The organism is Mycobacterium europaeum (genome assembly GCF_034555895.2).
In the GTDB taxonomy this organism is placed as follows: domain Bacteria; phylum Actinomycetota; class Actinomycetes; order Mycobacteriales; family Mycobacteriaceae; genus Mycobacterium; species Mycobacterium europaeum.
This window is the reverse complement of record NZ_CP157315.1, coordinates 1644991-1669339: the sequence shown is the minus strand read 5'-3', so window position 1 is coordinate 1669339 and position 24349 is coordinate 1644991. Positions and strand designations below refer to the sequence as shown.

Genomic DNA, 24349 nt, shown 5'->3' with positions numbered 1-24349 from the left:
TCGCCAGGGGAACTAGCCCTCCAGGTCGCCTTCGGTTTCCAACAGCGCCTGGCGCAGCCGGGCGAGGGTGTCGGGCTGCGGCTGTTCCCACATGCCGCGGCCGGCGGCCTCCAGCAGCCGTTCGGCCATGCCGTGCAGCGCCCACGGGTTGGATTCGGCCATGAACTTCCGGTTCTCGGGATCCAGCACGTAGCGCTCGGTGAGCTGTTCGTACATCCAGTCGGCCATCACCCCGGCGGTCGCGTCGTACCCGAACAGATAGTCCACGGTCGCCGCCATTTCGAACGCGCCCTTGTAACCGTGCCGGCGCATCGCCGCCATCCAGCGCGGATTGACGACGCGGGCGCGAAACACCCGCGTGGTCTCCTCGGACAGCGTGCGGGTGCGGATCGCGTCGGGCCGGGTGTTGTCGCCGATATAGGCCGCCGGCGCCTGGCCGGTCAGCGCCCGGACCGTGGCCACCATGCCGCCGTGGTACTGGAAGTAGTCATCGGAGTCGGCGATGTCGTGTTCGCGGGTGTCGGTGTTCTTGGCGGCCACCGCGATCCGCCGGTACTGGCGATTCATGTCGTCGATCGCCTCGCGGCCGTCCAGGTCGCGGCCGTAGGCGAAGCCGCCCCACGCGGTGTAGACCTGCGCCAGGTCGGCGTCGTCGCGCCAGTTGCGGCTGTCGATCAGCTGCAGCAGCCCGGCCCCGTAGGTGCCCGGCTTGGAACCGAAAATCCTTGTGGTGGAGCGTCTTTGATCGCCATGCTGGGCCAGGTCGGCCTGGGCGTGTGCGCGCACGTAGTTGTCCTCGGCCGGCTCGTCGAGGCCGGCGACCAATTGCACCGCGTCGTCGAGCATCGTCACCACGTGCGGGAAGGCGTCCCGGAAGAAGCCGGAGATCCGCACGGTGACGTCGATCCGGGGGCGGCCCAGTTCGGCCGGCGGGATCGGCGTGAGGCCCACGACGCGCCGCGAGGCGTCGTCCCAGACGGGCCGAACGCCCAGCAGTGCAAGCACTTCGGCGATATCGTCGCCGGCGGTGCGCATCGCCGAGGTACCCCACACCGACAGCCCAACCGATTGCGGCCACCGCCCGTGGTCGTTGCGGTAGCGGGCCAGCAGCGAATCCGCCAGCGCCACACCGGCTTCCCAGGCCAGCCGCGACGGAACCGCCTTGGGGTCGACGGAGTAGAAGTTGCGTCCGGTGGGCAGCACGTTCACCAGGCCACGCAGCGGCGAGCCCGAGGGACCGGCGGGGATGAAGTGGCCGTCGAGCGCGTTGAGCACCTGGTCGATTTCGGCGGCGGTGCCGGCGAGCCGGGGCACCACCTCGGTGGCCGCAAACCGCAACACTTTTGCCGCGTCCTCGTTCCCGGTGATCCGTTCGGCGGCGTCGGGATCCCATCCGCTGGCCTGCAGCGCAGCGACGAGTTCGCGGGCTGCGGCCTCGGTGTCATCCACCGCCGATCGCTCGTCGGTGCCGTCCTCGGCCAGGCCCAACGCCTGCCGCAGGCCGGGAAGGGCGTGCTCGCCGCCGAACAGCTGACGGGCCCGCAGGATGGCCAGCACCAGGTCGAGTTCGGCTTCACCGGTTGGCTTTTGGCCCAGGATGTGCAGGCCGTCGCGGATCTGCACGTCCTTGATCTCGCAGAGCCACCCGTCGACGTGCAGCAGCATGTCGTCGAAGGAGTCCTCCGGCGGGCGCTCGGTCAAGCCGAGGTCGTGGTCCATCTTGGCGGCCCGGATCAGCGTCCAGATCTGCTGACGGATGGCGGGCAGCTTGCCGGGATCGAGCGCGGCGACGTTGGCGTGCTCGTCGAGCAGCTGCTCCAAACGGGCGATGTCGCCATACGTTTCGGCGCGCGCCATCGGCGGGATCAGGTGGTCGACCAGCACCGCGTGCGCCCGCCGCTTGGCCTGGGTGCCCTCACCCGGGTCGTTGACCAGGAAGGGGTAGACCAGCGGCAGGTTGCCCAGCGCGGCGTCGGATCCGCAGGCCGCCGACATGCCCAGCGTCTTGCCGGGCAGCCATTCCAGATTGCCGTGCTTGCCCAGGTGCACTATCGCGTGCGAGCCGAAACCGGAGTCCAGCCAGTGGTAGGCGGCCAGGTAGTGGTGGCTGGGCGGCAGGTCCGGGTCGTGGTAGATCGCCACCGGGTTCTCCCCGAAACCCCGGGGTGGCTGCACCATCAGCACCAGGTTGCCGGCTTGCATTGCGGCGATGACGATTTCACCCTCGGGGCCGTTGGTGCGATCCACGAAGAGGTCGCCGGGGGGCGGGCCCCAGTGCTGCGCCACCGCGTCGGTCAGCTCCGCGGGCAGCGTCGAGAACCAGTCGCGATAGTCCTTGGCCGACACCCGGATCGGATTGCCGGCCAGCTGGCCGTCGGTGAGCCAGTCGGGGTCTTGCCCACCACGCTCGATCAAGGCGTGGATCAGGGCGTCACCGTCGTTGGCCTCGACACCGGGCAGCTCACCGATCTGGTACCCGCGCTCGCGCATGGCGCGCAGCAGCGCGACCGCGCTGGCCGGGGTGTCCAGGCCCACCGCGTTGCCGATGCGGGCGTGCTTGGTCGGGTAGGCCGAGAACACCAGGGCCACCCGCTTGTCGGCGGGGGCGACGTGCCGCAGCCGGGCGTGCCGGACCGCCAGACCCGCGACCCGGGCGCATCGCTCCGGGTCGGCGACGTACGAGATCAACCCGTCGTCGTCGATCTCCTTGAAGGAGAACGGGACCGTGATGATGCGGCCGTCGAACTCCGGCACCGCCACCTGGGTGGCGACGTCGAGCGGGCTGAGCCCGTCGTCGTTTTCGCTCCACTGAGCACGAGCGCTGGTCAGGCACAGCCCCTGCAGGATCGGAATGTCCAGGGCCGCCAGGTGTTCGACGTTCCAGCTGTCGTCATCTCCACCGGCGGACACCGCGGCCGGCTTCAGTCCCCCGGCGGCGAGCACGGTGACCACCATCGCGTCGGCGTCACCCAGCCGTTGCAGCAGTCCGGGTTCGGCGGTGCGCAGCGACGCGCAGTAGACGGGCAGCGGCCGCCCCCCGGCGTCCTCGATGGCCCGGCACAGCGCCTCGACGTAGCCGGTGTTGCCGGCCAACTGCTGCGCGCGGTAATACAGGACGGCGATCATCGGACCGCCGGCGTCGGCGGTGGGTCGCTCCAGCTCGCCCCAGGTCGGCGTGACCACCGGCGGACCGAACCCGAACCCGGTCATCAGCACGGTGTCGGACAGGAAGGCGTGCAGCTGGCGCAGGTTCTCCACGCCGCCGTGCGCCAGGTAGATGTGCGCCTGCACCGCGATGCCCGCCGCGAGGGTCGACAGGCCGGTCAGCTCGGCGTCGGCGGCTTGCTCGCCGCTGACCAGCACCGTCGGCACGCCGCTCGCGATCACCGCGTCGATACCGCTCTGCCACGCGCGGTAGCCACCGAGGATGCGCACCACGACGATCGCGGCGCCGGCCAGCAAATCCGGCAGTCCCCCGCAAGCGGGAGGTGCCCCCACGCCTTCATCCAGGCGCGACGGGTTCGCCCACCGATAGTTCTTGCCGCTGGAACGGGCGCTGATCAGGTCCGTGTCGGATGTCGACAGCAGCAGGATGGTTGGCTCAGCCACTCTTCATTCGTACAGCAGCGTCGCCGCGATGCGGGCGGCGACCTCACCGGCCACCCGCACCGCCTCTTCGCTCGTGCCCGGCTCGTAGCGATCCGCGGCGCGGTCATAGTCGGCGCCGGCGATGGACCCGTGATCGGCCGGCAACTCAACCAGTTCGACCGGCCAGCCGACCCGTCGGAGGCCGGCGGCGAAGTCCCTGCTGGCCGCGACGGGGACGACGTCGTCGGCCGGCCCGTGCAGCAGCGTGAACGGCGTGCCGATGCGCCGCGCCGCGAGGCCCTCCGTCACGCGACGACCGAAGATCGGGTCCGGGACCATGAAGGCGCCCGCGAGGCAAACGGTGTGCGCCAATCGCGCGTCGCCGCCGAGGGTGACCGCCGCCGCGGCGACACCTCCCATCGACCACCCGACGAGGACGATCGCGTTGCCATCGCCCGCGCGCTGCCGGGCGAAGTCCAACGATCGCAGCAGGTCTGCGCGCCCGCCGTCGTCGGCGTGGGAGTTCCAGTCCGGTGCCACCACCGCCGCGCCGCGCCGCGCGAGCATGCCGGCGAGCGGACGGAAGGCGCCGCGGGCGTCGGTCTGCATGCCATGCCACATCAGCACCGTCGGTTGCGTCGGGTCGCCGTAGACATCGGCGAAACGTCCCCGGGCGTACTCCACTGTCCGCACGGCCCGAGTATTCCCGGGCGTAAACCTTCGCGCTGTCCTTGGGCACCCTGGCCCGTACCGTGGACGGGTGGCCAGGACGCGCGACAGCGACGCCTGCCCGGGCGCGCTGCAGGTGCACCGGGCGGCCGACGGCGCCCTGGCGCGGATCCGGCTGCCCGGCGGTGCGCTGACGGCCGCTCAACTCGCCGCGTTGGCGCGGGTGTCCAGCGAACACGGTTCGGCGACGCTGGAGCTCACCGCGCGGGGCAACCTGCAGGTGCGTGGAATCACCGACGTGGCGGCGGCGGCGCAGGCGATCGCCCGGGCCGGCCTGTTGCCCTCGGAGACGCACGAGCGGGTCCGCAACATCGTGGCGTCCCCGCTGTCCGGCCGGGCCGGCGGCAATGCCGACGTGCGGCCGTGGGTGGCCGAACTGGACGCGGCGATCTGCGCCGAACCCGGCCTGACCGGGCTCGGCGGCCGGTTCTGGTTCGGCTTGGACGACGGGCGCGGCGACGTGTCGGGCCTGTGCGCCGACGTCGGCGTGCACGCGTTCCCCGAGGGCTGCGCGCTGCTGCTGGCCGGGCGCGACACCGGTGTCCGGCTCAGCGCCGACGAGGTGGTCGAGACGCTGGTCGTCATCGCGACGCGCTTTGCGGCCACGCGTGGAACCGCTTGGCGCATCAAGGAATTGGACGATATCGCCAGCCTGCTGCCCGACGTCGAACTCGGCGCCGCCCCCTTCCCCGCGGTCACCCGGCCGCCGGTGGGCTGGATCAACCAGGACCGGCCCGGTTCAGAGGGCCGAGTGGCGCTCGGCGCTGCGGTGCCGCTGGGGGTGCTGCCCGCCCGCGTCGCGGAGTACCTGGCGGCGATCGAGGCGCCGGTGGTGATCACGCCGTGGCGGTCGGTGCTGGTGTGTGATCTCGACGAGGCCGTCGCCGACGTCGCGCTGCGGGTGCTGGCGCCGTTGGGTCTGGTGTTCGACGAGAACTCACCCTGGCTCAACGTCAGCGCCTGCACCGGCAGCCCCGGGTGCGCGCACGCGGCCGCCGATGTCCGGGCCGACGCCGCCCGCGCGCTGGACGCGGATTCGGGAGTGCATCGTCACTTCGTCGGCTGCGACCGCGCCTGCGGCAGCCCGCTCGCCGGTGAGGTGCTACTGGCGACCGGCGACGGATACCGCCAGCTTCGCGGCGATCGCCAGCGCGGCGAAGCCGGGCGCAGCGGGTCGCCGCCAAAACCTTAGGGTAATCGGGTGCTCGACTACATCCGCGACGCGGCGGAGATCTACCGCCAGTCGTTCGCGACTATCCGCGCCGAAGCCGACCTGGCCCGGTTCCCGGACGACGTCGCGCGCGTGGTGGTCCGGTTGATCCACACCTGCGGGCAGGTCGACGTCGCCGAGCACGTCGCGTTCACCGACGATGTCGTCGACCGGGTCGGCGCCGCCCTGCGCGACGGCGCCCCGGTGCTGTGCGATTCGTCGATGGTGGCGGCCGGGATCACCGGTGCGCGGCTGCCCGCCGGCAACGAGGTGGTGTCGCTGGTGGCCGACCCGCGCGCCCCGGAGCTGGCGGCGCGCCGGCACACTACCCGGTCGGCCGCCGGGGTGGAGCTGTGGTCCGACCGGCTGTCGGGCGCCGTGCTGGCGATCGGCAACGCGCCAACCGCCCTGTTCCGGCTGCTCGAGCTGATCGACGAAGGGGTGCCGCCGCCGGCCGGCGTGCTCGGCGGCCCGGTGGGGTTCGTCGGTTCGGCACAGTCCAAACAGGAGCTCATCGACCGTCCCCGCGGGATGTCGTATCTGGTGGTGCGGGGCCGCCGCGGCGGCAGCGCGATGGCCGCAGCCGCCGTCAACGCGATCGCGAGCGACCGCGAATGACCGCTGAGGCCAATCGGAGAGGCACGCTCTGGGGCGTCGGCCTGGGGCCCGGCGACCCGGAGCTGGTCACCGTCAAGGCGGCCCGGGTGATCGGCGAGGCCGACGTGGTGGCCTACCACAGCGCCCGGCACGGCCGCAGCATCGCGCGCGGCATCGCCGAGCCCTATCTGCGGCCTGGCCAGATCGAGGAGCACCTGATCTACCCGGTGACCACCGAGGTGACCGACCATCCCGGCGGCTACGCCGGCGCGCTCGAGGACTTCTACGTCGAGGCCGCCGCACGCATCGCCGCCCACCTCGACGCGGGCCGCAATGTGGCGCTGCTCGCGGAGGGTGATCCGCTGTTCTACAGCTCGTATATGCATCTGCACACCCGGCTGACGGAGCGGTTCGACGCCGTCATCGTGCCGGGTGTGACGTCGGTGAGCGCCGCCTCCGCGGCGATCGCGACCCCCTTGGTCGCCGGTGACGAGGTGCTCTCGGTGCTGCCGGGCACCCTGCCCGTCGCCGAGCTGACCCGCCGCCTCGCCGACGCCGACGCCGCCGTGGTGCTGAAGCTCGGTCGCTCGTATCACGCTGTGCGCGAAGCTCTTTCGGCTTCCGGACAGCTCGACGACGCGTATTACGTCGAGCGGGCCAGCACGGCCGGGCAGCGTATCCTGCCCGCCGCCGACGTCGACGAGGCGGGCGTGCCGTACTTCTCGCTGGCCATGCTGCCGGGTGGGCGGCGTGGGCGGCAGCCTTCGCCGGCCGGCGGCGTCGCGGTGGTGGGCCTGGGGCCCGGCGACGCCGATTGGATGACGCCGCAGAGCCGGCGCGAGCTGGCCGCCGCCACCGACCTCATCGGCTACGGCGGCTACCTGGCCCGCGTCCCGGTTCGCGACGGCCAGCGGCGTCATCCCAGCGACAACACCGACGAACCCGCTCGCGCCCGCCTGGCCTGCGCGCTGGCCGAGCAGGGACGGTCCGTCGCGGTGGTGTCATCGGGCGATCCCGGGGTCTTCGCGATGGCCACCGCCGTATTGGAAGAGGCCAAGGAATGGCCGGGAGTGCAGGTGCGGGTCATTCCGGCGATGACCGCCGCGCAGGCCGTCGCCAGCCGAGTCGGGGCTCCCCTGGGCCACGACTACGCGGTGATCTCGCTGTCCGACCGGCTCAAGCCGTGGGAGATCATCGCCGAGCGGTTGGCCGCCGCGGCCGCCGCCGACCTCGTGCTGGCCATCTACAACCCGGCCTCCAAGACCCGGACGTGGCAGGTTGCCGCGATGCGGGACCTGCTCTTGGAACACCGCGAACCCGGGACGCCGGTGGTGGTCGGCCGCAACGTTTCCGGCCCCGACGAGGATGTGCGCGTGGTGCGGCTGGCCGACCTGGATCCCGCCGAGGTGGACATGCGCTGCCTGCTGATCGTCGGTTCCTCCCAAACGCAGTGGTACCCGGGTGATTCCGGCGACCGGGTGTTCACGCCGCGGCGGTATCCCGTCGGCTAGGTGTCGCCACCCCAGCTGCTGGGCATCATCGGCATGGCGGGGCCGTCGCCCAGCCCGCCGCGGGTCAGCGTCGCCAGCCCGGCCGGTTGGCTGACACCGGATCTCGCTGCGGCCCCGGCGAATCCGAGCGGCCCCCCGTCCTCGGGAGAGGCGCGCACGGCGTCGAAGCCATCCTCGTCGGCATCCAAATCCTGTTCGAGATCCATGAATTCGTAGCGGTAGGCGCGGTCGGTGGCGGTACCGGCGCGGCGTCGTCGCGCCCGCGCCTTCCTCTTGGCCCCTGCGGCCGCCGCGGCCGCCTCCGGCGCATCGACGTCGTCGGGGGCGGGCTCCTCGGCCGTGCGCCGCGCCCGGCCGGTGGCGCTGCCGCGGGCCGCCAGCCCCGACAGCGCCGCGGCGTACAGGGCGTCCGACATACCCGCGCCGATGCCGTCCGTGGCCGTCGGCCCGAAGCCCACCCCGGGTCCCCCGCCGGCCGGTCCACCCCCGGCGGGTGTGGCCACGGTCGACGCGGGGGTGTTGGACATCGTCGGGGCGTTGCTCACGCTCGCCGGAGCGGTGGTGATGGCCGGAGCCGGCGCGGACGCCGCCGGGGAGGCCGCGGGCGCGGGCAGCGGCGCGGTGACCGAGAGCGGGGCCGCGACGCTCACCGCGGTGACCGCCGCCGCCGCGCCGCCGGCCGCGGCGGCGCCCAGGACGGACACGACCATCGGCGCCAACACGACGGCCATCTGGATGGCGGCCTGCATGAACGGCCAGAAGATCATCAGCGTGTGGAAGATCGCCCAGCCGAGCGCGCTGGAAAGGGCCGGCGAGAATCCCAGCTGACCGAAGAACGAGGCGAGGCCGTTGACGAACGGCACCGGTGGGAACGGCCAGCCGCCGGGGTTGAGGTCCTTGGACACCGGCCAGGCGAAATTCCTGGTGTACTGCTGCAGCCATGCGGTGAGCTGGTCCTGCCAGGACGGATAGGTCTGGGTGGCTTGCTGCTGGGTGACGGCGGCGTGCGCGGTCGCCACGCTCGCCTCCGCGCCCGGAGCCACGATCGGCGGTGCGGGCGTGCTGGCCGGGACCGCCGCGAGGCTGGATTCGGCCGCCACCTGATACGTGGTCATCGTCGTGGCGGCCTGCACCCACATGCGCGCGTAGTCTGCCTCGTTCACCGCGATCGGAACGGTGTTGATGCCGAAGAAGTTCGTTGCCACTAGCGCCGCGTGGGTCGCATGGTTCGCCGCGAGCTCGGGCATCGTCGGCATGGCGGCCACCGCCGCGGTGTACGCGCCGGCCGCCGTTTCGTGCAACGCGGCCGCGGTCGCGCTGGTGGCGGAGCTCTCCTGCAGCCAGGCCAGGTACGGCGCGTGGGCCGCGACGTACTGTTCGGCGCTGGAGCCTTCCCACGCACCGCCCTGCACGGCGCCCAGCAGCGCGCCGAGTTCCGCTGCGGCCTCGGCGTATTGGCCGCTCATCGAGGACCACGTCGCGGCGGCGGCGAGCAGCGGTCCGGCTCCGGGACCGCTGCTGAGCAAGGTCGAGTGCACTTCCGGGGGGAAGGCGATCCAGATCGGGGTGGTCATCGTCGGGGGCCTTCGGGCACGAATACCTCTTCGGTGAATGTCAAAGGTGGGCTGGCGCTGCTGATGTTCAGTGGTCGGTTTGCCGGACGGATTAGTTCCCGGCGGTCCGTCTCGAATGCTCTTTGCACCCGAACCGGGCATGCGCAACGATGCAGGGATGCGGTGTGACGCGGCGCGTGAGGCGCTTTCGGCTCGACTGGACGGCGAGCGTCCCCAGGTGCTCGCGCAGCAGGTCGACGCTCATCTCGAATCGTGCCGGCGTTGCCGCACCTGGCTGATCGGCGCCGCGGCCCAGACCCGCCGGCTGGCCGGCGTTGAGCCGGGCGACGGGCCCGACCTGGTTGCGCAGATCATGGCGAGCATCGGCGAGGAATCCTCCGGGCGCCAGCGCAGGATGCGTTGGCTGCGCAAGCACTACCGGCGCTGGGGCCTCATCGGTGTCGGCTTGTTCCAGGTGGGGATCGCCGCCGCGCAAATCGGCGGCATCGACTTCGGGATGGTGTCGAGCCATATGCATGGCGCGATGTCCGGCGAACATCTGATGCACGAGTCCACCGCCTGGTTGCTGGCGCTGGGGCTGGCGATGGTGGCCGCCGGCATCTGGCCCGTCGCCGCGATTGGGGTGGCGGCGATTACGGGCGTCTATTCGGTCGCGCTCCTGAGCTACGTGGTCGTCGACGCCTTCGCCGGCGAGGTCACCGCGACGCGTATCGCCAGTCACATGCCGCTGTTGCTGGGCCTTGCCTTCGCGTTACTGGTGGCGCGGGAACGGGTGAGGTCGGACAGAGCGGGCGCGTCCGGGGCAACCGACGATGCCGTCTGGCCGGCAGAGCCGCCCGCCGCACGAGGGCGCGGTCACCTGTGGCCCATCAACCGATCGGCTTCCGACCCCGCCGCCGCAGCTACGACGGGTCGTCGTAGACTCGATGAGCCCGCGAGACAAAGGTGGTTCGCCATGATCGCGCCCAGCGATGACGAGGCCGTTACCGAGCTCGCATTGGCAGCCGCGCGCGGGAACGACAGGGCGCTCGAGGCTTTCATCAAAGCCACCCAGCAAGACGTGTGGCGGTTCGTGGCATATCTGTCGGACGCGGGCAGTGCCGACGACCTGACCCAAGAGACGTTCTTGCGCGCGATCGGCGCCATCGAGCGGTTCTCCGGGCGCTCGAGCGCCCGGACCTGGCTGCTTTCCATCGCGCGCCGCGTCGTGGCCGATCACATCCGCCACGTTCGGTCGCGGCCCCGCGCCGCCCTCGGCGCCGACCCGGAGCTCGTTCTGCGCGGCGATCGTCACGCACGCGGTTTCGAAGACCTGGTCGAGGTCACCACGATGATCGCGAACCTCACCGCCGAGCAACGAGAAGCCTTGTTGCTCACCCAGTTGCTCGGGCTGTCCTATGCCGACGCAGCAGCGGTGTGCGGCTGCCCGGTGGGCACGATCCGATCCCGGGTGGCACGCGCCCGCGACGCGCTGCTGGCCGCCGACGCCGAGCGCGACGACCTGACCGGCTAATTCAGTCCCGTCAGCCATTCGACGGCTTGCTCGACGCTGCCCACCACGCTCACCCCGGCCGGCAGCGGCGGCCGGGCCACCATCACCACCGGAACGCTCAATGCCGCCGCGGCGTCCACTTTCGCCCGCGTCATGTTTCCTCCGCTGTTCTTGGTGACCAAGGCGTCGATGCGGTGCTCCCGCAGCACGGCGACCTCGCCGTCGTAGTGGTACGGGCCGCGGGATAGCAGCAGCTGGTGACGGTGGGGCAGCGACGCGGGATCGGGTTCGGTGACGGCTCGGATCAAAAACCACGCGTTGCTGCCCGCGAAGGCCCTCGTCCCCGAACGTCCGGTGGTGAGGAACACCCGCGAGAAGCCTTCCTTTGCAACGGTTTCGGCCGCCTGGGTGTCGGATTCGACGACGATCGCATCGCCAGGCTCCCACGCCGGGCGGGCCAGCACCAGGTGCGGGATCCGTAACTCGGCGCACGCCCGCGCGGCGTGTGCGGTCATGGTCGCCGCGAACGGATGGGTCGCGTCGATGACGGCGTCGATGCCTTCCTCGAGCAGCCAGCGCTGGAGACCCTCGACGCCGCCGAAGCCGCCGATGCGTACCGGGCCGACCGGCAGCGCGGGGTCGCGCACCCGGCCCGCCAGGGAGCTGACGATGTCGACGTGCGGGTAGAGGTTTGTCGCCAGCGCGCGACCTTCGGCGGTGCCGCCGAGCAGCAGCACGCGCATCAGTGCCCGCTCCCCCGCGTCCGCCCAGCCGAATACAGGTAGCTGTCGGTGAATCCCTCGGCGGCCAGCACGTCGCCGACGATGATCACCGCCGTCTTGGTGATGCCGGCCCGGTGCGTCTGCGCAGCGATGTCGGCGAGCGTTCCCCGCAGCACCACCTGTTGTGGCCAACTCGCGAAAGCCACGACGGCGGCGGGTGTTTCGGGCCGATAGCCGCCTTCGAGAAGTTGCGGCACGATGGCATCGATCTGCGCCGCGGCCAGGTGCAGGACCAGCGTGGCGCCGGAGCGGGCGAGGGTGCCCAGGTCTTCCCCGGGCGGCATGGCCGTCGACAGCGTGGCGACCCGGGTCAGCGTCACCGTCTGCGCGACACCGGGGACCGTGAGCTCGCGCTTGAGCGCGGCCGCCGCCGCGGCGAAAGACGGTACGCCGGGCACGATTTCGTAGTCGATGCCCAGCGTGTCGAGCCGGCGGCATTGTTCGGCGAGCGCGCTGTAGAGCGACGGGTCACCGGAATGCAGGCGCGCGACGTCGTGGCCGGCGGCGTCGGCGTCCGCGATTTCGGTGATGATCTGCTCGAGTGTCAGCGGGCCGGTGTCGATGACGTTCGCCCCGGACGGGCAGAGCGCCAGCAGGTCGTCGGGCATGATCGATCCCGCGTACAGGCACACCGGGCACGTTTCGAGGAGCCGCTGGCCGCGGACCGTGATCAGGTCGGCGGCGCCCGGGCCCGCGCCGATGAAGTACACCGTCATTTCGTCACCGACCACTGGGTGACCGGCATCTGCGGGCGCCATCCGGTGAAGCCACCGAGCGGCTCGCCGTGGTAGTGCTGGAACCGTCGCAGGTGGCCCCCGAGACGCGAATGCGATTGTGCCAGCAGCGCTTCGGATTCCGCGGTGACCGCGTTGACAACGAGGCGGCCGCCCGTCGGCAGGCTGGCGAGGCACGCGTCGAGCAGGCCGGGTTGGGTGAGTCCGCCGCCGATGAAGACCGCTGACGGTGGCTCGAGGCCGCCGAACGCGCCCGGGGCGTCGCCGTGGACGTCGATGCCCACACCGCAGGCCGCGGCGTTGAAGGCGATGTTGCCGCGGCGTCGTTCGTCGCGCTCGAATGCGGCTGCGCTGCAACCGGTTCCACTCAAGCACCACTCGACGCTGACGCTGCCGGAGCCCGCGCCGACGTCCCACAGCCGCTCGCCCGGGCGTGGCGCCAGCGCCGCCAGCGTCACCGCGCGGATGCCGCGCTTGGTGATCTGTCCGTCATGACGGAACGCGTCGTCGGGCAGCGGCGACAGCCGTTCCTCGGGCAGGTAGCGGATGGCGATGACGTTGAGGTCGTCGACGTGTTCGGGCGCGTCCCGCGCCCATTGGCGTGCCGTGCTCTCCCGGCGCCGTTCGGTTGGGCCACCGAGGTTTTCGAGGATGCTCATCTCAGAGTCGCCGCGGCCGTGGTCTTGCAGCAGTGCGGCGAGCTCTTGCGGCGTGGCGCCGTTTCTCGACAGCACGATCGCTTGACCGCCGCGGCGCACCGCGGTGTGCAGTGGCGCGGTGACGAGGCTGATCACCTCGGTGTCGTGGGCGTTCCAGCCCATCCGCGCACACGCCAGCGTCACCGAGGACACGTGCGGCAGCACCCGGACGTGTTCCAGGCCGTACAGTCGGATCAGCGTGCCCCCGATGCCGTGCATGAGGGGGTCGCCGCTGGCCACCACATGGATGTCTTCGGGGTGGCGGTCTCGCAGGGTTTGCAGCGCGGGCAGCATCGGCGAGGGCCACTGCCGGCGCGGTGCGGCCACGGTGTCGTCGAGCAGGTCGAGCTGCCGTTTGGATCCGTAAATTACTGTGGCCCTTCGCAGTTCATCGCGAGAGGCTTCCGCGAGTCCCGCCATGCCGTCGGCCCCGATGCCGACCACGATGATCATGAGCGCCTTTCCTCCCCCTCGCTCCGCTCTGCATCGTCACCGGCGCGGATCATCGCGGCATCCTGCGCCACACGACCTGCGGCAGCAGCCGCATCACGGCAGCGGCGGGCCCCAGCGCCCAGGGGATCCACACGGTGCGTCGGCCCTTGGCCAGCGCACGGGCCGTGGCCCCGGCCACTTGTGCGGGCGTGCTGGACAGCGGCGCGGGATCCATGCCTTGCGTCATGCGTCCGATCACGAATCCCGGGCGGACGATCAGCAGTTTCACGCCGGTGCCGTGCAGGGCGTCGGCCAGGCCGCTCGCGAAGCCGTCCAGGCCGGCCTTGGCCGAGCCGTAGACATAGTTGGCGCGACGCACCCGCGCGCCGGCGATCGAGGAGAACACCACCAGTCGGCCTTTTTCGGCCTGGCGCATGGCGGCGGCCAGATGGGTGAGCATGCTGACCTGGGCGAGGTAGTCGGTGTGCACGATCGCGACCGCGTGTGCGGCGTCGGCCTCGGCGCGGGCCTGGTCGCCGAGGATGCCGAACGCGAGCACCGCCGTGGTGATGGGTCCGTGCTCGGCGACCATCGAGTCGACCAGCGGACCGTGCGACGCCAGGTCGTCGGCGTCGAACTCGACCGTGCGCACCGTTTGGGCCCCGGCGGCTTTCACCGCGGCGACCTGCTCGTCGAGTTGGTCGGCCTTGCGCGCGGCCAGCACCACCGTGGCCCCGGGCGCCAGGAGCCGCGCCAACTCGATGCCGATCTCGCTGCGGCCGCCCAGGATCAGTACTGGGCCTGCGCCCGTGTCGTCCACGGCTGCGATTATGACCTGCGCTAGCGTGAGCGGTGATGGCGAATACCACTACCCGGCTCACCGACGATGCGCTGGCGTTCCTGTCCGAACGGCATCTGGCCATGCTGACCACGCTGCGAGCCGACAATTCACCGCATGTCGTGGCGGTCGGTTTCACGTTCGACCCCAAGACACACATCGCGCGAGTGATCACCACCGGTGGTTCGCAGAAAGCGGTGAACGCCGACCGCGGCGGCGTGGCGGTGCTCAGTCAGGTCGACGGCGCGCGGTGGTTGTCGCTGGAGGGCCGGTCCAAGGTGAACACCGATGTGGACGCTGTCCGCGATGCCGAGTTGCGGTACGCCCAGCGTTACCGGACCCCGCGACCGAATCCGCGGCGGGTGGTCATCGAGGTGCGCGTGGAGCGCGTGCTGGGGTCGTCCGGGTTGCTGGACCGGGGCGAGACGTAGGCCACGCCCAGTTGCATTCGCTGGCGGAGGACCAGTCGACTCGTCAGCCGCGGTCATCAGCGTCCGTATCGTCCGCTTAGCGGTCTTTCCTGCGGGGGTCAAATTCAGTACCCGAAATGTCATCTCAAAACTTCGGTGATACGTCTGTCACTTGATCTTCTGGAGCAACAGCGTTTATCTTCTGCTCAAATTCATCAAAAATTTTGCTCGCCTCCGGCCAACTCCTCTTCCGTCGGCGGGGTCACACCGGCCTCTTCTGGCGTAGAGAATGTCTTGCCTGCGATTTGCTTGCTCATAACACCGTATCTGTCATTCTCCTGACTGGCGCAATGTTGAGGTTGGCTTAGGCCTTCACACAGGCGTTCCTCGATTACTGCCCGGCTCCTGGATCAGTAGATTATCGTGCTCACGTCTGCGGCACTCTTCAGCGAACTGGATTGCAGCTCTCGGGTTGCAGGATAGTTGACGATATTGATTCGGCGTGAGCTCATAATATTCTTCATAATCAACTATACCGTTGCTCACCGGAATCGATGCATAGTATTGCCCTGAATTTGACTCGACTCCAATCGAGTATCTGCCAGTTCTCGAGGTATGAAAGTCATGGAAATTCAACGCTCTTTTCCTCTCACTCGTTCGGCGATCAACGCGATCCGATACGGAGCCGCGATGCAACGCTATCGGGAAATCCATCAATAAGCTGAGCATCCAGCTCTTCATAAGAAAGGGGAAGGAGGTGACTGTAAGCCACATCGCCGCGTGCCATAATGAAATATGCATCGGAATCGCTGCGCAGCGAATATTTCACAATTTTGTCACTATGAACAACTTGATCTACTTGAGGATCAAGGCCGGCGTCATCCCATCTCCAACTAACCGGCTCCATCCGGCGACTAATTCGCAGCCATTCCGCAACTTCATAAATAAGGAACTTTCCAGCATCCCGGAGGCGAGAAAAGCTTCCTTTGGGAGATTCTGTGAGAGTCCTACTTCGCTCAGTCGACCCACGGATTACTGAATACAGCCCATAGCTGTCTTCACCGAGAATATAAGCCCACCAGTCCGGATGCGGGTAGCCAAAACGGAGGTATAACCTGCCCTCCTCCCAGGTGGCTTCGTCAGGAGGCGGCTCTCCGACAAGACTGTAGATTTCTCTCCATTTATTGAATCGGGCAATAAGCTCTCTGATTTCTGGATCGTTTTTTTCCAGCGTCACTGCCCAGCTCCTTCGATCTCCATAAAAGCATATCATGTCGGTGGAGTTATTTCTCTTATAAGTCGAGCCTGAATCAGTTCGTCTACTGGAACAGGTTTTCCTGTCGACGTATCGAGTACGATCCACTGTTCGCCGCCGCCCGGCTGGCCGAATGCTTCCTTGGCCGGACCGTGTTGAACAAGCCAATCTTTTCCCGGAGGAATTTCTCGCCCCGTCCCTTCAAATAAGTGGTACTGCGTAGCCAGTCCAGGTGGGGTTGCACGCTCCGCCAACGGCACTCCCTCGGGGGACAAGAACCCGCCGGCGTTCGAACCTAGGCGGTCGAGGCGGATTTCGGTCGGAATGCAATTGCCAGTTGATGGTTCCCCTGCGAACCCGTTTCGAGGCGCTTGACCTTCCCAGTCCCACCAGACCTCGCCATTTGGGCCTTGTATTGTGAATTCTTCATTAAATTTTTGTAGGCTCCGTCCAGCTAGCGGTTCGTAGCCATCCAACAAATTCTGCGGGACGCCCCCGCTTAAGAGTCGTTCGATCTCGGCGCCGGGACGCTCAAGCAAGCGCAATGCATCCGCCGCAGGCAGTGAGTAGTCGACGCCCGGAATCTTCTCGGGAATCGGTGTTCCGGTTGAGCCGCTGGCATCCGTCCCTCCAGGTGGTTGGTCACCGACGCCATCGCCCTCGTGAGGGTGCCCTCGCCGGCCGCCACCGCCCGGTGGTTGTCCGTCCGGCTTACCGCCGGCCGGGTCGCGGTCGCCGGGACCGCTCGGCTGTCCCCCATGCGGAGGCTGACCGTCTGCCGGGCCACCGTCACCCGGACTGTCCCATGCGCGGCCAGGTGCAGGCATTTCCGCCGGGCGGCCACCCGGGGCGGTGAAATGCGGTGCAGACGCCGCGGGCGGGGCGACAGACGCAGGCCTCGGAGCGCTGCGACCGACCGGCCCAGCCTCAACCGGCGGTCCGCTCGCCGCCAGCGGCGCACGCGCCGGCGAATGTTCGGCGAGCTGCGCCACGCTTGCTGGTACCCGGTCGCCCGCTGGGGCAGGCACGGCTAGCGACGCTGATCCTGGCGCCTTGGGTGGGATCGGTTCCCGCAGATCACCGACGGGCGCGGGCGCAGATTCATGGGGGCCACCGGACGGCACCTCCACTGGATCATGGGGGCTACCTGCGGGAATCGTTCCTGGTTCGTGGGGACCACCGCCCACGGGTGCAGCAGGCGGAGCGGGAGCCTCCGCCTGCGTGGATACCGCTTCGCGGGGATCGCCCGCACCCGTCGCGTGAGCCGGCGCGGACTCGATCGGCGTCGACACCGGATCGTGGGGGCCACCCGCCACCGGAGCCGGAGCTGACTCGACCGGTACCGACAACGGATCGTGGGGGCCGCCGACCGGATGCGCTGACGCCGGCGCCGGAGCGGCCGCCGGCTCACTGACCGAGTCAGGAACCCCACCCGCATGCGCTGGTGCTGCTGCGGGCTCCCCCACTGGATCGTGCGGACCCGCACCCGCAGGGGCAGCCACCGGCTCGTGCGTACCTCCTCCAGCCCCGGGTTCGCGAACCTCAGAGGGCGTCGGGCTCTGGGGCGCACCCGGCGCAGCATCGGGCGGATGTGGTGCTGCCTCGACGGGCGCCTCGGGCGGCTTGCCTGACGACAGACCCACCGGCGTACCACCAGCGGGCGGCGCTTCGATCTTGGGCAAGTCCCCGGTAACGCCTTCGAGGTTCTTGCCTAGGTCACCGCCCGTCTTGGAGATACCGGCCAACGCGCCACGAGCGCTCTCGATCCCCCGTAGTCCGCCGGCCGCGCCTTCACCGGCACGACCGGCCGCCTCGGCGCCCCGCGCCGCCGCCCCAGCACCATCCGCCGCCGCACCCGCCTCGCCGGCTCCCGGAACAAGCAGCGTTCCGACGTCGAAGATGTTTTCGCCCAGCCCCAACCCGGGACGGTCCCGCCTCCAATCCTCAACGTGCAGAAGCGATTTGAGCATCTGCAGGTTGGTTTCTGCAGCCTCCTTGGGGTGCAGAAAGGAGTTGGCCAGGCTTCCCTTCCACATGGTCTTGCCAAGCCCGGACCATGTGGCCGCCGCGCCCTGCGGGTCGACCAGGAACCATTGCGGGCTGAGGTCGGCCAGGCCTTCCACCATGCCGACAGCGCCCTTGAGGAGACCTTCGTTCGTGTTGGCCCACGTGTCGAACACGGTCGCGACGGGGTTTCCCACCCGCTCACCCAGGAATTGCACGAGGGCGCCGCGCACATACTTCTCGGACTTCACTACCAGGCCGTCGCCGACCTGCATCACTATCTTGATTCCGTCCTCGAGCGCTCGGGCGTCGCGTCCCAGCTGGTGCAGCACGGCGTTAACGTCCTGGGCGATTTTCTTGATCTCGTCGAACGCGTCGCCCTCGAAAATCAACATCGCGGTGTGTATCGGATTGGCCAGCGATTCCAACCGGTGCAACAGATCCCGGATATGGTCTTGCGCCTGATCCACCTCATTCGCGAAATGGTCGAGGCGCCTCGCCAACTCGCCGCACTGCTCCCCGAGCTTCCCCATGCAGTCCCCGATCTGGGACAAAGCCTCATCAATCTTGCCGGCCTCGGGGATGTGCTGGCCGTCAAATAGCGTCTTCGAGGCGTTGAGAGCGTCGCGCATTCCGTTCGCCGCCGCACCGAAGCCACGCCACCGAGCCGCCGCGGCATGGATTCCCGCCACGTCCCCGTCCGGCCAAAGGCCGTCGACGAAAGATTGCACCACTTCCCAAAGTGCCGGCGGCGGCGGCCCCGGGCCCAAGGTGCCGGGCGGACCGGGGGCCGTCATTTTGACCGGTTCGGCCGGCGCCTGCAGCCCGCCGCCGCCACCCCCCAGCGTCGATGCCGCCTCGACATTCGAATAGTTGACTGCACCCTGCTGGATACGAGCTCCGCAGTGCCGGCAGGCGTTGATTGCCGCCGCCGCGGCATTCAGCAGCGATCCGGCTGCATCCTGATAGCCCAGGCCGAACACCTCACCGGGCAGGTCGTGGCCCGTGTTGGCCGAAAAACCGGCGGTCAGCACCGCCAGATTCGCCGCCAACCCCTCACCGGCGGCCTGCACCGCACTACCCGCAGCGAACATCGCCTCGGGGTCGACGGACAACGGAGCCACGCGCGAAATTCTCGTCGAGACCGCGCGCAGAAGCTACTCACCCAATGATGGCTTTGCCAAGCTAGCGGCCGCCACCAGCAGCCACAACTCGTTTATCAACAGCCCGGGCGGCCAACGTGATGCGGTGCCGTCCCACCGGCACCGCCAGGGCCGGTTCGGCCGGGTGACCGTCGAGTAGGACGCTGACCCCGGCAGGCAGCCCACTCAGCGTGATCCGCGCGGCAGTGTCCGTGGCCACGGTGATGGTCGACGCCGGCAACGCCGCCAGTCCGGCCCGCTGGACGTCCACCGTGATCGCGGCGACGCCGGTGAGCCGCAGCGTCAGATACGGCAGCGGGCCGACGGGCGGGCCTACCCGCCAGTCCAGTTCGCTGTACACGCCCGGGGTCGGGTCGAAGTTCAGGATGACCCCGCGATGATGCCGAACGGTGTGTGTCGGATCCGGGCGCGCATAGGACCGGGCGTCGACTTCGGCGATGGCCCCGCGCCGCGCCGTCACCGCGGGATCCGCGGCCAGGCCCGACAACCACCACACCCGATGCGGCCCGATACCCAAGTCGTCGCGCACCAGTTGCGGGTGCCACGCGAATGTGATGTGTCCCGGATCGGCTTGCCGCAGGCCGGTTTCCATGTGGGCGATCGGATCCTCGAACTTGTCCTGCAACACCCAGGCGATGTGGTCCTCGAACGGATACACCGTGAAGCGGTGCCGGTAGCCCAGCCGGTCGAGTTCGAGCACCTGCTCGGCGGCCGACGGGAACGGCACCAGCTCGTCCACCAGCCCGTGCGCGATGACGTAGGGCAACCAGCGGGCATTCACCAGCAGCTTCCACGTGTCGCCCTCGCGGGCACAGGGCGAGTCCGGGTCGAGGTCGGCCGGGATGTCGATGTCGGGAAGCAGCCGCACCCCGCACGTCGGCGGCCCGGCCAGCACGACCGCCTGCGAAAACACTTGCGGGTAGGTCAGTCCCAGCTTGTATGCCGCATAACCGCCCATCGAGTAACCGGAGATCACGGTGCGATTGGGATCGGTGCCCAGTTGCTCGGCGACGCGCGCCCACACCTCCCACACGTCGAGTTCCCCGGTGTCGAAGTACCACGTCGACGGGCCTCGGGCCAGCGGCGTGATCACCACCGAGTCGCGAACCTCGCACACTTGGTGCAGCAGGCGGGGGTCGATAGCGGCGAACTGGCTCTGCCCCAACGCAAGCGAATGCAGCAGCAGGGTCAACGGCAGGCTCCGGCCGGGCTTGAAACTCGACGGCAGACACACCGAATAGGGCTGCACCCGGCCGAGGAACTGCGGCTTGGTGCTCAAGATATCGTCGGCGGCCACGCCCTGGCCGAGCTCGATCGAGGACACATACCAGCGCGTCGACGGGCCGGTGATCACCGGCTCGGGAGCGGTCTCGCCGGCGGCCAGGCGCCCCCACTCCACCGTCACGGCGAACCTCGACACGTCGCCGGCGGTCAGGGCCTCGGCCTGCGCGGCATCCGACCAGAAGTTCAGATGGGGCGGTTCCTGCTCGTTGGTGCGGAATGCGACGTTGTAGACATTGGGTTGCCCGGGCAGCGCGCCGTGCTCGGCGGGCACGTCGGCGAACCCGTCGCCCGCCGCATTGGACAGCCCCGCCGCCAGGCGCACTTTCCAGGTGCCACGCGGTTCCAGCAGGGTGCGCGGCACCTGCGCCAGAAACGTGCGCGACCCCATGTCGACGCTGTGCGGTACGGGCGTCCTCGACTGGGTGGTCAGGTCGATCAGCGCGGCGCCACTGGCCGAAACCAGCAAGGCCATGTCGATTCCGGCCGAGCGCACCCCGGCCCCGGCGGGCCATTGGTCCGGCGCGGTCCGGGCGGGGTCCGTGTCGAGGGTGAACAGCGCGATGGGGACCGACGCGTCCAGCAAGGTATTCCAGTCGACCCGCCACCACGTGTGGGTCGCGGTGAGCCCGATCGCGACGCGGAAGATGTCGGCGCCGTTGCGGGCCGCGGGGCCGTCGGGATAGACGTAGGTGCCCCGTGGCGGCGCCTGCACTTTGAGATCACCGATCGGCAGGCCCGTCGCGCCGTGATCGTCGTAGAGGAAGTCGGTCCAAAACAGCGCACCGCCGGCCAGGCGGCCCGCGCCGCAGGTGCGCGGAAACTCCTCGCCGAACGGCCATCCCGCAGGCACCGGGAGTTGCGGCTCGGGGCGCAGCGCGGCCGGTGGCACCCCCTCGGGCATCCCGTCGACGACGACGAGCTCAGCCGGTGGCGCGGGCGCCGTCGCGGCGGGATGCAGGAGCGCGTCGGCGATGTGGCGTGCGATGCGAATCGGAAGGAGAGTCAAATCCACAAGTGACATCAAGCCCAACGTACGCGCCGGTGAGCCCCGGCTGCTATGCCACGGGCACCACGATGAGGTCGTGCGGACGGTTGTTGACCGCCAGCGCGCCATCGTCGGTGACCACGACGATGTCCTCGATGCGGGCGCCCCAGCGGCCCGGGAAGTAGATGCCCGGCTCGATGGAGAAGGCCATGCCCGCGGCCACCGGCAGGTCGTTGCCCGCGACGATGTAGGGCTCCTCATGGACGGATAGCCCGATGCCGTGACCGGTGCGGTGGACGAAAGCCTCCGCGAGCCCGGCGCGGGCCAGCACGTCGCGCGCGGCGGCGTCGATCTGCTCGGCCGTCACCCCGGGGCGCACCGCCTCCACGGCCGCCCGCTGCGCCCGCTGCAGCACCGAATACTGCTGTGCCACTGCGGGATCCGGCTCGCCGATGCTGTACGTACGGGTCGAGTCGGAGTGGTACCCGGGCTCGTAGGCGCCGCCGATGTCGACGACGACGATGTCGCCGACCTGCAATTCGCGATCCGAGTAGCCGTGGTGCGGGTCGGCGCTGTGCGGCCCGGAACCGACGATGATGAACGAGACCTCCGAATGCCCCTCGGCCACAATCGCTTCCGCAATGTCGGCGGCGACGTCGGCTTCCGTCCGGCCCGGGACAAGGAACTCCGGGACCCGGGCGTGCACCCGATCGATGGCCGCGCCGGCTTTGCGCAGCGCGTCTGTTTCGCATTCCTCCTTGACCATCCGAAGCTTGCGCATCACCTCGGTGGCCAGGACCGGCAGCATCCCGAGCACACCCACCAGCGGCAGCAGGTGCAGCGCCGGCATGGAGTCGGTGACCGCGGTCGCGGCGGGCGCCCTACCCAATGCGGCGCCCACCAATTGGTACGGGTCGTCCCCGTCGACCCAATCGCGCACCGCCAGACCCAGATCCGCGATGGCCGACCCCTTGAGCGAGGCCAGCTCCAGCCGCGGCACCACCACCGTCGGGTCACCGGACGCCGGCAACACCAGCGCGGTGAAGCGCTCGAGCGTCTGGGCGCGGGACCCGACGAGGTAGCGCAGGTCGTAGCCGGGGGTGATGACCAGGCCGGACAATCCCGCGTCGGCGGTCGCATCGGCGGCCGCCTTCAGCCGGCGCGCATACACCCCGGTGTCGAACCGATGAGATTCCATGGCAGCCAGGCTAACCCGGCCGGCGCTCGGCGGCGTGAGACGATACCGGCATGACCAGACCCTCAGGTACCAGCGGCGACCCGCAGCGCCCGGCTTCGCCGCGCTCGCGATCGCCGCTAGTGCTGCTCGACGGGGCCAGCATGTGGTTCCGGTCGTATTTCGGGGTGCCTTCCTCGATCACCGCGCCCGACGGCCGGCCGGTGAACGCCGTGCGCGGATTCATCGATTCGATGGCCGTGGTGATCAACCAGCAACGCCCCGGCCGGCTGGTGGTCTGCCTGGACCTGGATTGGCGACCGCAGTTCCGGGTGGACCTCATCCCGTCCTATAAGGCGCATCGCGTCGCGGAGCCCGAGCCCGAGGGCGAACCGGACGTCGAAGAGGTTCCCGACGACCTCGCGCCGCAGATCGACATGATCATGGGATTGCTGGACGCCTTCGGGATCCCGACCGCGGGCGCCGAAGGGTTCGAGGCCGACGATGTGCTGGGGACGCTGGCCGCCCGCGAGCGTCGTGACCCGGTGGTGGTGGTCAGCGGGGATCGTGACCTGCTGCAGGTGGTGTCCGACGACCCGGTCCCGGTCCGGGTGTTGTACCTGGGCCGCGGACTGACCAAAGCCACCCTGTTCGGGCCCGCGGAGGTCGCCGAACACTACGGTGTGCCCGAGCATCGTGCGGGGCCTGCCTACGCCGAGTTCGCCCTGATGCGCGGCGACCCGTCCGACGGCCTGCCCGGCGTGCCGGGCGTCGGCGAGAAGACGGCGGCGACCCTGCTGGCCCAGCACGAGTCGCTCGAACAGATCCTGGCGGCCGCCCGGGACCCGAAATCGAAGATGGCCAAGGGTCTGCGCTCGAAACTGCTGGGCGCCAACGATTACATCGAGGCCGCCGGGCGGGTGGTGCGGGTCGCCACCGACGCGCCCGTCAGCCTGTCGACTGCAACCGACGCGCTACCGCTGGCGGCCGAGGACCCGCAGCGCACCGCCAAGCTGGCGACCACGCTGGGCGTCGGGTCCTCGATCGCCCGACTGCAAAAGGCGCTCGACGCGCTGCCGGAGTAACCGACTACTGCGGGCGTCCCACCTCGTAGGTGCCCTTGTTGTCCTGGAACGTCACCGTCACATGCTTGGGGGCGCCGTCGATGCTGACGTCGCAGTCGAAAGTGGCGCCCTTCTTGACGGTCGGATTCTGGCCGTGGTTGCACTTGACGTTCTGGACGTTCTTGGCGCCGTAGCCGTTGGTCTCATCCGACAGCACCTGCTGCACACCGGCCTGCGCCTTGTTCACGTCCAGCTTGGTGGTCACGAAGAAACCGGGCTGCCAAAAGCCCAGCACCAGGACGACCGCGAGGAGCAGGAAGGCGATCGCCCCGGCCACGCCCAGGATCACCGTCGTCGACCGCTTCTTGGCCGGCTGCTGGTCGTAGGGCGGGTACTGCTGGGGGTACTGGCCCGGCTGCCCGTATTGGCCCGGCTGGCCGTACTGACCCGGCTGCCCATACTGGCCCGGCTGCGGGTACTGCCCGGGCTGCCCGTACTGACCCGGTTGGGGGTACTGACCGGGCTGCCCGTACTGGCCCGGCTGCGCGTACTGCCCGGGCTGCCCGTAGCCGGGCTGCTGCGGGTATTGCTGCGGGTACGCCGGCTCGGCAGGCTGCTGGTACTGCGGGTACTCGGCGGGCGGCGTGTACGCGGGGGTCTGCCACGTCGCTTCCTGGCCCGGCTGCTGTTGCCAGGGCGAACCGGCCTGGGTGGGCTCGGAGGAAGGATCGCTACCCTGGCCCGGCGGTTGCCACTGCTGCTCCGGTCCCTGCGGTCCGCTCATCGTCTCTCCTCAGCCCCTTGTGTCTCGGCATGAACTATCGG

The 24349-nt window shown here is 69.5% G+C and carries 19 protein-coding genes and 1 pseudogene; 7 read left to right on the top strand and 13 right to left on the bottom strand.

Annotated features, from left to right (window positions below; all coding sequences use genetic code 11):
• Window positions 1–12 precede the first annotated feature (12 nt).
• Both cobN and U8D42_RS07875 read right to left on the bottom strand, forming a co-directional pair.
• Complete coding sequence (cobN, locus tag U8D42_RS07880; protein WP_322860627.1) at window positions 13–3609, bottom strand: cobaltochelatase subunit CobN; 3597 nt, start codon at window positions 3607–3609, stop codon at window positions 13–15.
• A gap of 3 nt (window positions 3610–3612) precedes the next feature.
• On the bottom strand, window positions 3613–4281 hold the full coding sequence (locus U8D42_RS07875; protein WP_322860626.1) for an alpha/beta hydrolase family protein: 669 nt from the start codon (window positions 4279–4281) through the stop codon (window positions 3613–3615).
• A gap of 67 nt (window positions 4282–4348) precedes the next feature.
• Here U8D42_RS07875 and cobG point away from each other — a divergent pair, with 67 nt between their 5' ends.
• The 3 genes from cobG to U8D42_RS07860 are packed head-to-tail and all read left to right on the top strand — an operon-like array spanning window position 4349 to window position 7635.
• Window positions 4349–5509: a precorrin-3B synthase gene (gene cobG, locus U8D42_RS07870; protein WP_322860625.1), complete on the top strand. Its 1161-nt coding sequence runs from the start codon at window positions 4349–4351 to the stop codon at window positions 5507–5509.
• Window positions 5510–5518: 9 nt separating this feature from the next.
• Window positions 5519–6145: a precorrin-8X methylmutase gene (locus U8D42_RS07865; protein ID WP_085239848.1), complete on the top strand. Its 627-nt coding sequence runs from the start codon at window positions 5519–5521 to the stop codon at window positions 6143–6145.
• On the top strand, window positions 6142–7635 hold the full coding sequence (locus tag U8D42_RS07860) for a precorrin-2 C(20)-methyltransferase (RefSeq protein WP_322860624.1): 1494 nt from the start codon (window positions 6142–6144) through the stop codon (window positions 7633–7635). Before U8D42_RS07865 ends, U8D42_RS07860 begins: the two co-directional genes overlap by 4 nt.
• On the opposite strand, the gene U8D42_RS07855 is transcribed toward U8D42_RS07860, so the two are convergent.
• Complete coding sequence (locus U8D42_RS07855) at window positions 7632–9209, bottom strand: PPE family protein (RefSeq protein WP_322860623.1); 1578 nt, start codon at window positions 9207–9209, stop codon at window positions 7632–7634. The genes U8D42_RS07860 and U8D42_RS07855 overlap by 4 nt on opposite strands.
• A 115-nt stretch (window positions 9210–9324) precedes the next feature.
• Here U8D42_RS07855 and U8D42_RS07850 point away from each other — a divergent pair.
• Both U8D42_RS07850 and sigC read left to right on the top strand, forming a co-directional pair.
• A pseudogene (locus U8D42_RS07850) lies at window positions 9325–9954 on the top strand (DUF2275 domain-containing protein); the annotation flags it as partial.
• Between the two features lie 210 nt (window positions 9955–10164).
• Window positions 10165–10722: an RNA polymerase sigma factor SigC gene (gene sigC / locus U8D42_RS07845; protein ID WP_244275501.1), complete on the top strand. Its 558-nt coding sequence runs from the start codon at window positions 10165–10167 to the stop codon at window positions 10720–10722.
• On the opposite strand, the gene U8D42_RS07840 is transcribed toward sigC, so the two are convergent.
• The 4 genes from U8D42_RS07840 to U8D42_RS07825 are packed head-to-tail and all read right to left on the bottom strand — an operon-like array spanning window position 10719 to window position 14167.
• The gene (locus U8D42_RS07840) at window positions 10719–11444 is read right to left on the bottom strand and encodes a cobalt-precorrin-6A reductase (protein ID WP_322860622.1); all 726 of its coding nucleotides are present in this window, start codon (window positions 11442–11444) and stop codon (window positions 10719–10721) included. The two genes, sigC and U8D42_RS07840, sit on opposite strands and share 4 nt — an antisense overlap.
• Window positions 11444–12199, bottom strand: a complete 756-nt coding sequence (cobM, locus tag U8D42_RS07835) for a precorrin-4 C(11)-methyltransferase (RefSeq protein WP_322860621.1) — start codon at window positions 12197–12199, stop codon at window positions 11444–11446. Before cobM ends, U8D42_RS07840 begins: the two co-directional genes overlap by 1 nt.
• Window positions 12196–13368, bottom strand: coding sequence for a precorrin-6y C5,15-methyltransferase (decarboxylating) subunit CbiE (gene cbiE, locus U8D42_RS07830; protein ID WP_322860620.1), 1173 nt, complete (start codon window positions 13366–13368; stop codon window positions 12196–12198). The genes cobM and cbiE overlap by 4 nt, the downstream gene beginning before the upstream one ends.
• A 49-nt stretch (window positions 13369–13417) precedes the next feature.
• The gene (locus U8D42_RS07825) at window positions 13418–14167 is read right to left on the bottom strand and encodes an SDR family NAD(P)-dependent oxidoreductase (protein WP_322860619.1); all 750 of its coding nucleotides are present in this window, start codon (window positions 14165–14167) and stop codon (window positions 13418–13420) included.
• A 35-nt stretch (window positions 14168–14202) separates the two neighbouring features.
• Here U8D42_RS07825 and U8D42_RS07820 point away from each other — a divergent pair, with 35 nt between their 5' ends.
• On the top strand, window positions 14203–14616 hold the full coding sequence (locus tag U8D42_RS07820; RefSeq protein ID WP_085239840.1) for a F420-dependent biliverdin reductase: 414 nt from the start codon (window positions 14203–14205) through the stop codon (window positions 14614–14616).
• Between the two features lie 351 nt (window positions 14617–14967).
• Here U8D42_RS07820 and U8D42_RS07815 read toward each other — a convergent pair whose 3' ends face one another.
• The 5 genes from U8D42_RS07815 to U8D42_RS07795 all read right to left on the bottom strand — a co-directional run bounded on the left by U8D42_RS07815 (window position 14968) and on the right by U8D42_RS07795 (window position 22484).
• Window positions 14968–15231 (bottom strand): hypothetical protein, encoded by a 264-nt coding sequence (locus U8D42_RS07815; protein WP_322860618.1) that lies wholly within the window; start codon window positions 15229–15231, stop codon window positions 14968–14970.
• 28 nt (window positions 15232–15259) lie between these two features.
• On the bottom strand, window positions 15260–15832 hold the full coding sequence (locus tag U8D42_RS07810; protein WP_322860617.1) for a hypothetical protein: 573 nt from the start codon (window positions 15830–15832) through the stop codon (window positions 15260–15262).
• Window positions 15833–15864: 32 nt separating this feature from the next.
• Window positions 15865–18978, bottom strand: a complete 3114-nt coding sequence (locus U8D42_RS07805; protein WP_322860616.1) for a TNT domain-containing protein — start codon at window positions 18976–18978, stop codon at window positions 15865–15867.
• Between the two features lie 61 nt (window positions 18979–19039).
• Window positions 19040–21322 carry an alpha/beta hydrolase-fold protein gene (locus tag U8D42_RS07800; RefSeq protein WP_322860615.1) on the bottom strand — a complete coding sequence of 761 codons (2283 nt, stop codon included), beginning with the start codon at window positions 21320–21322 and terminating at the stop codon, window positions 19040–19042.
• A 34-nt stretch (window positions 21323–21356) separates the two neighbouring features.
• Window positions 21357–22484: a M24 family metallopeptidase gene (locus tag U8D42_RS07795; protein WP_322860614.1), complete on the bottom strand. Its 1128-nt coding sequence runs from the start codon at window positions 22482–22484 to the stop codon at window positions 21357–21359.
• A gap of 140 nt (window positions 22485–22624) precedes the next feature.
• Here U8D42_RS07795 and U8D42_RS07790 point away from each other — a divergent pair, with 140 nt between their 5' ends.
• Complete coding sequence (locus U8D42_RS07790; protein ID WP_348636962.1) at window positions 22625–23545, top strand: 5'-3' exonuclease; 921 nt, start codon at window positions 22625–22627, stop codon at window positions 23543–23545.
• 4 nt (window positions 23546–23549) lie between these two features.
• On the opposite strand, the gene U8D42_RS07785 is transcribed toward U8D42_RS07790, so the two are convergent.
• The gene (locus U8D42_RS07785) at window positions 23550–24308 is read right to left on the bottom strand and encodes a DUF4333 domain-containing protein (protein WP_085239833.1); all 759 of its coding nucleotides are present in this window, start codon (window positions 24306–24308) and stop codon (window positions 23550–23552) included.
• Window positions 24309–24349 lie beyond the last annotated feature (41 nt).